General features: G+C 41.1%; 13 protein-coding genes. 6 read left to right on the forward strand and 7 right to left on the reverse strand.

Translation table 11 applies throughout. From position 1 onward, the window contains the following. Positions 1-136: 136 nt before the first annotated feature. Positions 137-469, reverse strand: a complete 333-nt coding sequence (locus JOC54_RS19105) for a helix-turn-helix domain-containing protein (protein ID WP_054792909.1) — start codon at positions 467-469, stop codon at positions 137-139. Between the two features lie 169 nt (positions 470-638). Here JOC54_RS19105 and JOC54_RS19110 point away from each other — a divergent pair, with 169 nt between their 5' ends. Both JOC54_RS19110 and JOC54_RS19115 read left to right on the forward strand, forming a co-directional pair. Beyond that, positions 639-908: a hypothetical protein gene (locus JOC54_RS19110; protein ID WP_204468346.1), complete on the forward strand. Its 270-nt coding sequence runs from the start codon at positions 639-641 to the stop codon at positions 906-908. A 143-nt stretch (positions 909-1,051) separates the two neighbouring features. Continuing rightward, positions 1,052-2,965 (forward strand): serine hydrolase domain-containing protein, encoded by a 1,914-nt coding sequence (locus JOC54_RS19115; RefSeq protein ID WP_204468349.1) that lies wholly within the window; start codon positions 1,052-1,054, stop codon positions 2,963-2,965. 44 nt (positions 2,966-3,009) lie between these two features. Here the strand turns inward: JOC54_RS19115 and JOC54_RS19120 are convergent, their stop codons facing one another. Beyond that, the gene (locus JOC54_RS19120; RefSeq protein ID WP_204468351.1) at positions 3,010-3,459 is read right to left on the reverse strand and encodes a VOC family protein; all 450 of its coding nucleotides are present in this window, start codon (positions 3,457-3,459) and stop codon (positions 3,010-3,012) included. An 80-nt stretch (positions 3,460-3,539) separates the two neighbouring features. Here JOC54_RS19120 and JOC54_RS19125 point away from each other — a divergent pair, with 80 nt between their 5' ends. Further along, positions 3,540-4,454, forward strand: a complete 915-nt coding sequence (locus tag JOC54_RS19125; protein WP_204468354.1) for a helix-turn-helix transcriptional regulator — start codon at positions 3,540-3,542, stop codon at positions 4,452-4,454. Positions 4,455-4,531: 77 nt separating this feature from the next. Here JOC54_RS19125 and JOC54_RS19130 read toward each other — a convergent pair whose 3' ends face one another. The 4 genes from JOC54_RS19130 to JOC54_RS19145 all read right to left on the reverse strand — a co-directional run bounded on the left by JOC54_RS19130 (position 4,532) and on the right by JOC54_RS19145 (position 7,895). Further along, positions 4,532-5,230, reverse strand: coding sequence for an ABC transporter permease (locus JOC54_RS19130; RefSeq protein WP_204468356.1), 699 nt, complete (start codon positions 5,228-5,230; stop codon positions 4,532-4,534). Between the two features lie 18 nt (positions 5,231-5,248). Continuing rightward, complete coding sequence (locus JOC54_RS19135; RefSeq protein ID WP_204468358.1) at positions 5,249-6,166, reverse strand: ABC transporter ATP-binding protein; 918 nt, start codon at positions 6,164-6,166, stop codon at positions 5,249-5,251. A gap of 98 nt (positions 6,167-6,264) precedes the next feature. Then, complete coding sequence (locus tag JOC54_RS19140; protein ID WP_204468360.1) at positions 6,265-7,200, reverse strand: sensor histidine kinase; 936 nt, start codon at positions 7,198-7,200, stop codon at positions 6,265-6,267. Further along, positions 7,197-7,895 carry a response regulator transcription factor gene (locus tag JOC54_RS19145; RefSeq protein WP_204468362.1) on the reverse strand — a complete coding sequence of 233 codons (699 nt, stop codon included), beginning with the start codon at positions 7,893-7,895 and terminating at the stop codon, positions 7,197-7,199. The genes JOC54_RS19140 and JOC54_RS19145 overlap by 4 nt, the downstream gene beginning before the upstream one ends. A 136-nt stretch (positions 7,896-8,031) precedes the next feature. Between JOC54_RS19145 and JOC54_RS19150 the strand changes: the two genes are divergently transcribed. Next, positions 8,032-9,363 carry a right-handed parallel beta-helix repeat-containing protein gene (locus tag JOC54_RS19150; RefSeq protein ID WP_204468364.1) on the forward strand — a complete coding sequence of 444 codons (1,332 nt, stop codon included), beginning with the start codon at positions 8,032-8,034 and terminating at the stop codon, positions 9,361-9,363. 70 nt (positions 9,364-9,433) lie between these two features. Here the strand turns inward: JOC54_RS19150 and JOC54_RS19155 are convergent, their stop codons facing one another. Further along, complete coding sequence (locus JOC54_RS19155; RefSeq protein ID WP_204468367.1) at positions 9,434-10,723, reverse strand: Na+/H+ antiporter NhaC family protein; 1,290 nt, start codon at positions 10,721-10,723, stop codon at positions 9,434-9,436. Positions 10,724-11,323: 600 nt separating this feature from the next. Here JOC54_RS19155 and JOC54_RS19160 point away from each other — a divergent pair. After that, positions 11,324-11,698 (forward strand): hypothetical protein, encoded by a 375-nt coding sequence (locus JOC54_RS19160; RefSeq protein WP_204468369.1) that lies wholly within the window; start codon positions 11,324-11,326, stop codon positions 11,696-11,698. Between the two features lie 101 nt (positions 11,699-11,799). After that, entirely contained in the window at positions 11,800-12,987 is a 1,188-nt protein-coding gene (locus JOC54_RS19165) for an oxalate decarboxylase family bicupin (protein ID WP_239586839.1), read from the forward strand. Positions 12,988-13,114 lie beyond the last annotated feature (127 nt).

A 13,114-nucleotide genomic window follows, 5' to 3' on the forward strand; every position in this document is an offset into this window, starting at 1 on the left:
TATCCTTTTCACCATCAAATTTCGTCATTGGGAGCAATCAAAAGATCATAAGAGAAAGCCTGGGTTCACAGAACCCAGGCTTTCTCGACAATCTGGACAAAACAACAGGGCTAGCCCTGTTGTTTTGTTTTACATTCTATTTCTTCCCCTTCAACCGTCGAAAAAGCTCCAGCTGTTCCTCGAGATATCTAATCTCATCATCAGTCAAATCTTGAAATTTATTTTGTTTAAGATCAACCAATTGATCTCTTTCAATATAACCAGCTTTTTGCATTAATAGCTCTTGAGGAAGTTTTAATGCTTTACTTATTTTGTTTATGACATTCGCAGAGGGGATGTCTTTTTTTCCATTTTCTAATTGTGAAAGGTACGAATGGGAGACACCTGAATATAATTCAAGTTGTCTAATTGTCATCTGCTTTTCTTTTCTGAGACTTCTAATAAATAATCCAAATTCTTCTGCTCTCATATAAAATCACCTAAAGATAATTATATTGATCATGGTTACTAAAGTACAAAATTCTTCGTCAAAAATGGTTGCTAAAGTGATAATGAATTTATAATATGGTTATTAAAGTGAATAAAATACATTTTATTATTACTAAAGTAACCAAATTCACTCGAAAGGAGACCTCCTCATGCCACAAATTCCTTACGGCGTCAGGTCATGTTTATTCACGGGGATCAGTCACAACATTGCTTTCTTAACGAAACAAGTGGAGACCATTCTTCAATCAGGACAAGGTACGTGGAAAAGTTACGATACGAAGCTGCATCATGAGGTGAAAGAGGCGCTCGAGTGGTATCAGCAGTATGCGGTCAAGGAGCTGTTTCACGTAGAGGAAGACTTAAGAGCGTTTGAGCAACTGCTGACAAAAGTCCATCAAAAGAAAGAGTCAGCTCCATAACCATGCAGGTAAAACAACCTGCATGGTTTTTCTTATTTAGACTCCTTTTTCATTCGTGAGAAAAACGTGAGATTTGCGATAGAGAAAAGAAAGGTTACATCCGTATACTCATGAATGAAAGAATTGCAAAGGAGCGAATGGAAATGAAGAAACTACTTTTACTGGTGATTGTATGGGTCATGATTTCCCTCTATCCTTCTATAGGATATGCGGAAAGTCTATCGACACCTTCTGGTATACCGACAGCTAATATTGAAGAAACCGTCGATTCGATCATGGAGGCTTACATCGAAGAAGATGTGCCGGGAGCCTCTGTTTCGATTGTGCAAGACGAAGAAATTGTTTTTCAAAAAGGCTATGGGTTAGCCAATAGAGAGAATGGACAACCGATTCATCCTGAAAAAACGTATATGGAAGCTGGTTCGGTTTCAAAGTTGTTTACGTGGACCGCGATCATGCAATTGGTTGAAGAGGGGCAAATCAGCCTTGATACAGATGTTCGCCCGTATCTAAAAGGAGGGGAGTCAGCGCTCACGTATGATGAACCGATTACAGTGGCTCATTTGATGACCCATACAGCGGGGTTTGAAGAACGGGTGGAGAATTTGACGGTCTACGATCCTGACCATCTATTTGAATTGGAGGACTACTTAGCTCCTGATAGACAACCAAAGCAACTGTATCCGCCTGGAGATGTGGTAGCTTACTCCAATTTCAGTACGAATCTTGCAGGTTATATGGTTGAGGAATTGACAGGTATGGCTTTTGCTGATTATGTTGAGCAATTGATTTTAACGCCTTTAGAAATGGGGCAATCTACATTTGATATACGCTATGATCGCATTCCTGGTTTGATGGACGAGAAGGCGATTGGATACACAAAAAAAGGGACGGAGTGGGTCGCTAAACCAACTGCTTATATTAATGATAATCCTGCTGGTGGTTTAACGACGACAACAAATGATCTTGCTCATTTTATGCTAGCTCACTTAAATACGGAGCAATCTGGATCATATGTCTTATTCAACGATCCACAAACATTAGAGACGATGCATCAGACATTGTACACGCCTCATCCTGATATGGCAGGAAATGCCCACGGATTTTGGGAGCGTCAAGCGGGTGATCATCGTGTTTTAGAGCATGGGGGAAATACAGATGCGTTTAGCGCACTTCTTTCCATCGTGCCAGATGAACAGTTTGGCATTGCCGTTATGACGAATATGGATGGTGAGATGGCAGGAGCGAGACGAGAACTAACGGATGTTTTGATTGGGAAGTCGACAGATAAACCAGAAGCCGCAGGTGACATCAACCATAGTGAAGAGGTAGAGGGTCGTTACCGGTCTGCTCGCTCTGTTGAAACAGGGCCAATGAAAATCATGCCTTTTCTCTCTGATGCTGATTCTGTTATTTCCGCTAATCAAGAGGGTGGAATCACGTTATCAATTGCTGCTCTCGGTCTAGAATTAGACTATGTGGAAACAGCTCCATATTTGTTTGAAAAAGTGACAGAAGAGTCGTCTTTACTTGATAACGCAGGAATGAATACAAATCACTTATACTTTAAAACGAACGATGCCGGTGAGGTTGAGCAATTATCATATGGCGTCATTGCAGATGAATTACCTATATCGTGGTTAGCGTCACCTTATGTCGCTTATGGAATAGCAGGAGGCGCTGCACTGTTTTCACTTGTTGGTCTTGTATGGGGAATAGTTGGCTTTATACGAAAAAGGAGGCACCAAACCCATATGACTTCTGTGCATAGAGGGGTAATAGCGTGGTCCTTCATTGGTGTTTTGACTCTTGGTCTTTTTGGCGCCATTGTTGTTCAATTGGCTAACAATCCGTTTCAGCCTTGGTCTAACTTTACCTTCTACGTGATCGGATTTTGGCTGCTTCTCATCGCTTTTCTGGCGTTGCTTTATCCAATTGTAAAAGGGTGGCGTAAGCAAAAGGGCTTGTATTTGATCAAGGTGTTTGTTGTATTACTAGGCTGTTTATTGACCGGTTTGTATTCCTTGTTATTCTTTCTTAACTTTCTCTATCTATAAACGATCAAACCCGTGCTTTAGTAAGCACGGGTTTTTTGATGACGTTAAACGAGTCGATTTAGAAAGCTACTTGCATCGCTATTGAATTTCCACATAGTCCCGAACTTGTCTATCAGCATGCCGAAACTGGATGACCAAGGAACAGAAGAAATGGGCATCAGTATCTTCCCACCTTTAGAAAGTTCCTCAAAATAACGTTTATTTGTTTCGTCGTCTCCATTAATCAAGCTTATGATCACGTTGGTTCCTCTTGTTACTTCACCTAAGACGCTTTGCATAGAAGGCAGTACGTCTGAGATCATCAGGATGTTTTCGGAAAATGTAATCTGAGATTCCATGATCATATCCTGTTCTTCACCACTAAGTGGAACAGAAGGGTCTTGCGGGATAGAACCAAAGTTCACTTTCTTAACGGTTCCTTGTAATGCATGTTGATAAAAATCGAGTGCCTCTTGTGCTTGCCCACTAAATTGTAAATATGCGATTGCGTTCATTTTGTCTAACCTCCTCATTGGTCTATTCGTAGTATACTAGACAGTAGGTGACAACTGTCTGTCGTATATAGGAGGGTGTTATGCAAAAAGTTGAAAGACTTCTTTCCATCATCATGATTCTGTTAAAGAAGGAGGTCGTGTCTGCATCAGAATTTAGTCAACTCTTTCAAGTGACAAAACGGACGATCCAACGGGATGTGGAAGCGTTAAGCTATGCAAACATACCGATTTATGCAAAGCATGGCCCGAGTGGAGGGTATGCCTTAATGGAAGAATATAAATTTGACAAGCGATTGGTTAATCAGAAAGACATTGAACATATCCTAGTGGCGCTAGATGGATTTGAACAGTTGACAACGAACAGCGATATCCAGTTGACGATTCAGAAAATAAAAGGGATGAGTTCTACGAATCTAGCTTCAAAGATGGATGTAACGTTTTATCAGTCGATTGGGAGAAGTGAAACAAATGAAGAGCTTTCTTATGTGATGAAGGCGATTGAGAACCATTGGTTACTGGCGTTTGATTATGTAGATCAACAAGGGCGAATTAGCCATAGGCTCGTTGAACCGTATAAGGTTCAATTAAGGGAAATGAATTGGTATGTCGTTGGCTATTGCCTAGAGCGTAGCGATTTTCGAACATTTAAGTTGACGCGAATAACAAATATAAAAAAAAGAGGATTATTCACACCGAGAGAACAGAAAATGACGAAAAAACAAAGCATTATACAAGAAACTGTTAAACCTTCTATGACGAGTGTGAAGATCGAGCTGGATATTCGTGTTCGAGATCAATTCATCGAACGGTTTGGGCGCGAAGCTGTAGTGAAGAAGACAATAAGGACGTACAGTGCAATCATCCCACTTCCTGAAAATCAGTATGCATTTCAATTTCTTGCAGGTTTTGGAAACAAGATAAAAATTATAGGTCCTACCCATTATCTTGATCGCTACACGTCTTTTTTAAGAGAAGCGTTAGCATTGTATCAATGAATTTATGTCATCTATTAGTGCCAAACGGAAGAACGACAAAAGAAGCCACGCGAAGATATCGTGGTCTTTTTTTAGCGCTAATATAATTCTAAGTGGTTCACTTTGCGGACAGCTAGAAACGTAATCAGTAAACCAATAAAAGCCAATACGATCGGCACATATAAAATATTGATAAGGGAAAACTCTGGGCCGAATGAAGAACTTGTGACTATGACGATAAGAATGGAAGAAAGGATAGTCGCTGGCGTTGAGAATTTTAGTAAACCAAAGTATAGAGGAACAAGAGCTGTTCCGGCAGCTACAAGATTAAAGCCCGTCAATACTAAAAGTTGATTAAACAATTGGTCACTCGTAAATTGAAGGTTATCGGAGAAGTGAAACCACTCATGCAAACCAATAAAACTTAACACAACAACTAATGTTGAAACCATCATTGTAAACAGAGTTAGGAAGAAAATAAAAACGAGTTTTGATGCCATTATTGTTTTTCGACTGATCGGGTAAGAAAAGAGAACGATGCTCGTCCGATTTTTAAATTCGTCAATAACCATTCTTGAAATGAGGACAGACGCAAAGACAATAAACGGTCCGCGTATCAACACTCCAGCAAAGAGATAAAAATCGGCACTTGATTGAAAGACAACTTCATTTTCTAGTTGTTCAATCACCGTAAAAAAATAGAGCAAGGCTAGAATAATTCCATTTGCAAGAAGGGCGCCTTTTATAAACCATCCGATTCTGTATTTTTTTAATTCAAGCTTTATTAAGTGATACATTCTTTTTCCTCCAAGCGATCATTTTTGCTGTAAGCCGATTTTGTGGATAAAATAGTCTTCTAAAGTGGTCTGCTTTGTCCGAATGGATTCAATTTCCACATCTCCTAGAATCAATGCTTTTGTCAGTGAAGCTTGAGAGACTTCGTTCGAGAAGATCCGAATGGTACGGTCTTCAATCAATTTAAAATTCGTGACGGCTAATTGATCATGAAGAATGACGGATGCTTTTTTGGGCGAGCTCGTCACTACCTCTACATATTCGGTATTTTGTTGTTTTAACTGTTCCATTGACGTTTCTTCAATTAATCTACCTTGTTTAATCATGCCAACAGTATCGGCAATTTGTTCAATTTCACCGATGATATGGCTAGATATGAGGAAGGTCATCCCATATTCTTTATTTAGTTTTTTGAAGAGTATTCTCATCGATTGGATGCCCTCAGGATCCAATCCATTAATTGGTTCATCAAGAATAACCAATTCAGGCTTTGTGACAATCGCTCGTGCTACAGAAAGACGCTGTCTCATTCCTAATGAAAAGTGTCGCGGGATTTTATTCGCATCGTTGCTCAAGCCAACCCACTCCAATACCTCAAGAATAGCATCTCTGTCATGATAGCCCATGTAAGCACAATGCAATTCTAGGTTTTCCAAAGCCGTCATTTTCTCATAGAAAATAGGGTATTCAATCATACTTCCAATCCGGTGTAGATATTGATAGGAAGTTTCAGTTAGCGGGGAGCCAAAGAGTTCGATGTTCCCTCGGGATGGTTTGATTAAATTCATGAGTAGTTTCATGATCGTAGACTTTCCTGCCCCATTTGAGCCAAGAAACCCATAGATTTCGCCTTTTTTAATGGTCATGGAAACGTCCGATACAATCTCGTTCCCATTGTAGATTTTGGTTAGGTTTCGCGTCTGAACAATTGGGTTCACTAGGCTTTACTCCTCCTTTAACTCTTATATGTCTAACTGTACAGTTTGAACCTATCGTTTTTCTATCGGAATTCTCACAAAAACCTCAAGAAAAGAAGTTACGGGTTCACTCGTTTTAATTTACATACAAAGGAAGTCTTCTCATTGGGTTTAGAGACTACAGAGATGGTTCCTTGCATTTGTTCTACAAGTCGCTTCGTAATGGTTAGTCCGAGGCCACTTCCTTGGAAATGTTTGTTTCTTGATTCTTCAAGCGTATACATTCTCTCAAAAATCTTTTGCTGGTCTGATTCTTGAATGCCAGTACCACGGTCGAATACTTCTATGGAAATGTACGGAGCCTCTTCAGAAACGTGCAAGCCAATCACTTTTCCACTGGCACCATAACGAAGGGCATTTGAGAGCAAGTTAGAGAGAATTCGGTTTAGTGCTTCCTCGTTTGCGAGCGCATAAAGAGGGCGGTCAGGAAGATCAAGATCGACCGTTATTCCTTCGTTTGTGATCAGTTCGTAAAACATAAGAATCGTTTGCTTGCAAATCTCTGTTACATTCACTCGATCTAAAGGAATCTGCTTGTCTCCTGCTTCTAGCTTGGCTAAATCGAAGAACGAATGAATTAAGCTGTTTATTTCTTCTGTTTTTTCATAGACGTGGTTAATGATGCGTTTTTGCTCGCTTTCAGACATGGATGCTTGAGCTTGAAGCATCTCGGCATAACCAGCAATGACGGTCAAGGGCGTTTTCAAATCATGGGACATATTTGCGAGCATGTGCTTCATGGATTGTTCGGTACGAATAAAGTGGCTCGTGTGCGCTCGATTTTGATCAATCAGTTTATTTAACGCGATTAACAAGTTTGCTACATGCCCATCTGTTGTTGCAAGTAAGATGGGGCTACTTATTTGATTTTCAACGATTGGCGTGACTTGTTTAACGATCGTATCTAATTGTTTTTGCAGCGTTCGCTTAGAGTAAAATTGAAAAACAACGACAATCAATAAACAAGCAATCACAATAAGTAACAAGAGGATCATTTGAATTCACCTAGTTTATAGCCGATTCCCCAAACGGTCTTAATGTACATAGGTTTGGTTGGGTCATCTTCAATTTTTTCGCGAAGTCGACTAATATGTACGTTGATTACATGGTCGACTCCGTAATAGTGATCATCCCAGACGGAATGATAGATTTGTTCTTTTGTCATGACTCTTTTTGGGTGTTCAAAAAACAACTTTAGAATCTTCCATTCTTTAGAGGTGAGCGTTAATTCATGGTCACCCTTTTTCACAATGAAAGTCTCAAGATCCATTTCAATTTCATGAATTGATAAACGCGTACTTGAATCGGGATCATCAACGTTCGTGTAAAGAGTGGAACGACGAATGGCCGCTTTTACCCGTGCTAAGAGTTCAATCATAGAAAAAGGTTTTGTTAAATAATCATCAGCACCAAAGCCTAATCCAAGAGCTTTATCAGACTCACTATCTTTTGCTGACATGATAATGACGGGAATATAGCTTTTTTTTCGAAGCGCAAGCAAGAAATCCATTCCATTGAGCTCGGGGAGCATGATATCTAGTAAAACGAGATCAAAGGGCTCTTCCTTAAACTGGGTGACTGCTTCTTGTCCAGTAAACACCGGGACAATCGTAAAGCCTTCATTTGTTAGATACGTATGAACCATTTCGCTGATCGCTTTATCATCTTCTACAAGTAAAATCTTTTGCATGGAGACACCGTCTTTCTGTTTTGAACAATTGATCTTTACATTAAAACACATCTTGGTACATGTTTTATAGGTGTCTTTTAAAAGGTGTCTGAGATAAGCTAATAAGAAAACGTCCGTTTAGGAGGATCATGCTACATTGAAGCGAAGAATAATGTACATAAGCAGTCTGCTTACGATCGGGTTTATGGTGACTGCATGTCATAGCGCGACAGGAGAAACAACAATCTATGTTGCAACAGACGGGGACGATCATTATGAAGGAACGATTGATCGACCACTGAGAAGTTTAGAAGCTGCTGCGGAAAAAGCAACAGCAGGATCAACTATAGTCGTTCGCGAAGGCACCTATTTCGAACCACTCGTTGTGCAGCACAGTGGGACAAAACAACAGCCAGTTCGTTTTGAAGCGTACCAGGAAGAAGATGTTTATCTAAGTGGTGAACAATTTGAGGATACGTTAGAGGATCAAGCATTAATTGAAATTAATGGACATCATGATATCACGATTGACGGGTTCACTATTGGGGATCTTACGACCGATCACATTGATAAGACCGTTATAGGGATACTTATTACTGGAGCGAGTCAGAATGTTTCATTGGTTCATAACACGATTGAAAACGTGGCAACTACAGCAATTGAGGGAAATGCCCACGGTATCGCTGTTTATGGAAATCATCCAATAACAGATCTTCTAATTGAAAGCAATACCTTAACAAATCTGTCGTTAGGATTAAGTGAGGCCCTTGTTGTGAATGGAGATGTAAGCCGATTTACCATTCAAAATAACCACGTGTATGAAACGGACAACATCGGAATCGATGCAATTGGTTATGAAGGTGTTGCCTTAAATAAAGCAAATGACTATGCACGCGATGGAGTCATTCAAGGAAATCGAGTTCATCATAATTCTAGCTACAACAATCCAAGCTACAACCAAGATTATAGTGCTGGTGGCATTTATATAGATGGAGGCAGCTCGATTATAATTCGAGACAATACGGTTTATCAAAATGATATTGGGATCGAAGCGACTTCAGAACATAAAGGAAAATTTGCTAGTGAAATAGAAATAATAGCAAATGAAGTCTATGACAATCACTATACAGGGATTGCGATTGGAGGATATGATTCGGAGCGAGGGGGCACGAGTCACACGCGAATTGCTGAGAATGTTTTGGCGAATAACGATACAATAGGGTTAGAAGGTGGCCAGCTTCTGATTCAGTATTACTCGTATTCAAATCGCTTCGAACAGAATCAGTTAACGGCTAGTCCCACGGGTCTGTTTATCAGTAGTGAATACGAAGAGAATCACAATACGCTTTTTAGCAAGAATGTCTATGTAAACAACAATCAGCAAGAACCTCGATGGTTATGGAACAGTGAAGAGGTTGATTCCCTGCCCGCTTTTCAACGTCTTACTAGGAGTGATAATGGCTCTGTTTACTTACATGAACCTATATAGAGTTAGAACGGTTCATTGTAAAGTTATAAGGAAAACGTATATAGTAAAGCCTAAAAAAGAGTAAACCAATTTACGGTCTACTCTTTTCTTTCTTTTTCGGATACCCAATTATAATGGCAACACTTCCGCAAATAGCGATGAGCATTGGATAGAAGGAGTAAGGGACAATGCTGACGGGTGAAATACCTGCCACACCTGCGGCAATTAAGAGCTGAGCGCCGTAAGGAATTAGTCCTTGGACAGTGCATGAAAATAAATCTAGTACACTTGCCGATTTCCTAGGCTCAATCGCATACTGATTGGCAATGTTTTTGGCAAGTGGTCCAGCAATCATAATGGCAATTGTGTTATTGGCAGTCGAGAGATTCGTAAGGCCAACTAGACCGGCAATCCCAAATTCTGCGCTTTTTCTCGATTTCACTCGTTTTGTGACGAGTTGAAGGAGAAATTCAATGCCTCCGTTTAACCGAATCAATTCCATCATTCCAGCGATGAGAATAGCGAGGAACGCCATTTCGTACATGCCTTCCATACCTTCACCGATGCTTTGCAAGAGTTGCAACAGTTGAAAGCTCCCATCTGCTAAGCCGATAATTCCTGCCAACACAATCCCGAGAGCCAGAACAATAAAGACGTTCATTCCGGCAATCGCAAAAACAATAACCAACAAATATGGCACGATTTTATACCAGCTGAAGCTCGTGTATTCAATTGGCGCGCTTTCGCCGGAAGTTAATGTCCATAAGAGGATGCACGTGATAATTGTAGCTGGCAAGACAATCCAGAAATTTACTTTAAACTTGTCCTTCATTTGTGCACCTTGGGAACGAACTGCTGTAATGGTGGTGTCAGAAATGAACGAAAGGTTGTCGCCGAACATGGCTCCTCCAATAATGGCGGCGATGATTAACGCTGTAGGAATATCTGTGATCTCGCTAATGCCAACGCCGATTGGTGCTAATGCGACAATCGTCCCAACCGATGTTCCCATCGCTAATGAAATAAAACAAGCAATGACAAACAAACCAACAGCAAGTAAGTCTTGAGGAACGACTGCTAGCGCCAGCTGAACAGTGGAATCCACGGCACCCATGGCATTTGTTATGCCAGAAAAGGCGCCAGCTAATAAGAAGATCAGCACCATCAGCATGACATTTGGATGCCCGGCGCCTTTACTAAAATGATCAATTTTTTTTGAAAAAGATTCTTGTCGGTTCATTGCAAGCGCAAACGCACTAGCGATTACAATGGCGACAATAACCGGAAACGCATAAAAATCCCCGGTTACGATTCCTGCCCCGATAAATAAACTCAAGAAAATGAGAAAGGGGGTTAATGCCCATGGATTCGGTTTCGTCATTAATGCGTGCACACCCCTAAATAGAATTTACTAACAGACTTGCTCAACGTGATCGTTGAGGCAGATTCTAACCTAAAAAAAAAGCCAAATTCTTTTGTCAGTTTGTAGCATGATGAAAAAATGGCTAAGTCATACACAAGAAGGTAGCATAACAAAAAAACGCTCGATTGAAAATCTTTTTTTAATGGAAGGGGAAAAAAAGAAGTGTTGTTCATCCATTTTTCTTTCCGCTCATGCAATCTCTTCCATCATCAACATACTGTTGTCAAACATCATGGAGTTTCAAAATCATATAGGTTTGGGGAGGTTTTTGTTAATCCTTTTGTTGCGATAACTGATGAATTAGACGAGTTTAAAGAAAACTTAAAGATTATTTTATAAATAGTAATGAAGATCCTCTTTTGAGAATTTAAAGTCAATGTTACCCTTAAATAAGGCGTCTAAATTAATGGTGTAGTTCTTGTTCAGATTCATGATAATATTGATACTTTTGAAAAAATATTTCTGGAAATCCACATCTTTCATATGATTAAAAGGTTACTGATTTACTAGATCATGTGGAGAACTTTGATAACTGGAACTTCATAAGGAGGCTTCTTGATGAAACAACCCTTCCGAATCCTGCTCTTAATTCTCTTTTCGCTCATTCCATTCGGATTCTTAGCGATGTACTGGGACTTTGTTGGACGCACAATAATGGGTTACGGTATATGGATCATTGCTTCACTCGTCAGTGGCTTTTTGGCTAAACGATGGCTTTCGTGGAAATTGGTTTTTCTTGTTCCATTGCCGTCAATGCTCTTATCCTATGTGCTTTTATGGTTACCTGCTGATCCTTATTGGGATTCGTTTTTCAAACCGTTTACTGCCTCGTCGGCTTTAGGTTTCTTTTCTCTTTTGCAATTAATTCCGTTCAGTATCGGCGGTTATCTAGCATTCCGAATAAAAAAAGCTGATCGTCCAAACAATTCATAAGTATGCCGCCAACCAATCGCCGCATGCTTTTTTTATAGTTGTCATTCGCTTTTTTCTCCCGAATAAATATAAAGAAGCTTATTAGATGCAGGAGGAGACCTATGGACAATCAAGCGAATGAAAACCGCCACATTCCCCAGCCGATTCGAAGCGACGGGGCCGGGGGTGTTGACCGAGGGCCACGTAATCTATGGCGCGATCTGCAAAACCCAAATATTCTCGTTCCGCCAAAGACCGATAGTGGCTTAATTCCGAACTTGCGCTTCTCGTTTTCAGATGCGCATATGCAGCTTAATCATGGAGGCTGGTCACGTGAGGTGACGGAGCGTGATTTACCAATTGCGACGACGCTTGCAGGGGTGAACATGAGCTTAACCGCTGGCGGGGTGCGGGAGCTGCATTGGCATAAACAGGCGGAGTGGTCGTATATGCTGTTGGGGAAGGCACGGATTACGGCGGTCGATCAGAACGGTCGGAATTTTATTGCCGATGTCGGTCCGGGGGATTTGTGGTATTTCCCACCGGGCATTCCTCATTCGATTCAAGGGCTCGAAGGCGGCTGTGAGTTTTTACTTGTGTTTGATGATGGCAAGTTCTCCGACTTGAGCACATTGTCGCTTTCCGATTGGATGGCGCATACGCCTCCTGAGGTGCTGTCGGCTAATTTCGGTGTTCCGGAAGCGGCGATTGCAATGATTCCTTCTAAGCAGGTCTACATCTATCAAGATGAAGTGCCGGGACCGCTGGCAACGCAAGCAGTGGAGTCGCCTTATGGAGAGGTGCCTCAGACTTTCACGCATCGGCTGCTTAGGCAAGAACCAATCGTGACGCCGGGAGGTTCAGTAAGAATTGTCGATTCGCGCAACTTCCCAATATCGAAGACAATTGCGGCTGCTTTAGTGGAAGTGAAGCCGGGGGCGATGCGGGAACTGCATTGGCATCCAAATACGGATGAATGGCAGTACTATTTAGCAGGTGAGGCGCGGATGACGGTGTTCAGCGGGAACGGGGTTGCGCGTACATTTGATTACAGGGCTGGAGACGTTGGCTATGTACCATTTGCGACAGGACACTACATTCAAAATACGGGCAAGGATACGGTCTGGTTTTTGGAAATGTTTAAGAGTGATGTGTTTGAGGATGTCTCGCTCAATCAGTGGTTAGCATTGACGCCAAAGGAGCTGGTTGGGTCGAATGTGCATGTGGGAAATGCGTTTCTTGATGTACTGCGAAAAGAGAAGTGGCCAGTGGTGAAGTATTCGGGTTATGGGTATGGCGAGGGGGAGTAAGCTATTTAATGTAAAGAAACTGGAACAAAATTAGATAGTCAGACTGAAACGACGACCATTCCAGAAAATAGAAACGTTCGTCGTTAGCGGAGGGAGAATCCGAAGACTGGGGGACCAGCACGTGTCT

Source organism: Shouchella xiaoxiensis (assembly GCF_016907895.1).
GTDB classification, from domain to species: domain Bacteria; phylum Bacillota; class Bacilli; order Bacillales; family Bacillaceae_D; genus Shouchella; species Shouchella xiaoxiensis.

Excerpts from the sequence above, each read along its gene's own strand:
- JOC54_RS19105 (WP_054792909.1), bottom strand. The coding sequence starts at position 469 with ATGAGAGCAGAAGAATTTGGATTATTTATTAGAAGTCTCAGAAAAGAA.
- JOC54_RS19110 (WP_204468346.1), top strand. The coding sequence starts at position 639 with ATGCCACAAATTCCTTACGGCGTCAGGTCATGTTTATTCACGGGGATC.
- JOC54_RS19115 (WP_204468349.1), top strand. The coding sequence starts at position 1,052 with ATGAAGAAACTACTTTTACTGGTGATTGTATGGGTCATGATTTCCCTC.
- JOC54_RS19120 (WP_204468351.1), bottom strand. The coding sequence starts at position 3,459 with ATGAACGCAATCGCATATTTACAATTTAGTGGGCAAGCACAAGAGGCA.
- JOC54_RS19125 (WP_204468354.1), top strand. The coding sequence starts at position 3,540 with ATGCAAAAAGTTGAAAGACTTCTTTCCATCATCATGATTCTGTTAAAG.
- JOC54_RS19130 (WP_204468356.1), bottom strand. The coding sequence starts at position 5,230 with ATGTATCACTTAATAAAGCTTGAATTAAAAAAATACAGAATCGGATGG.
- JOC54_RS19140 (WP_204468360.1), bottom strand. The coding sequence starts at position 7,200 with ATGATCCTCTTGTTACTTATTGTGATTGCTTGTTTATTGATTGTCGTT.
- JOC54_RS19145 (WP_204468362.1), bottom strand. The coding sequence starts at position 7,895 with ATGCAAAAGATTTTACTTGTAGAAGATGATAAAGCGATCAGCGAAATG.
- JOC54_RS19155 (WP_204468367.1), bottom strand. The coding sequence starts at position 10,723 with ATGACGAAACCGAATCCATGGGCATTAACCCCCTTTCTCATTTTCTTG.
- JOC54_RS19160 (WP_204468369.1), top strand. The coding sequence starts at position 11,324 with ATGAAACAACCCTTCCGAATCCTGCTCTTAATTCTCTTTTCGCTCATT.
- JOC54_RS19165 (WP_239586839.1), top strand. The coding sequence starts at position 11,800 with ATGGACAATCAAGCGAATGAAAACCGCCACATTCCCCAGCCGATTCGA.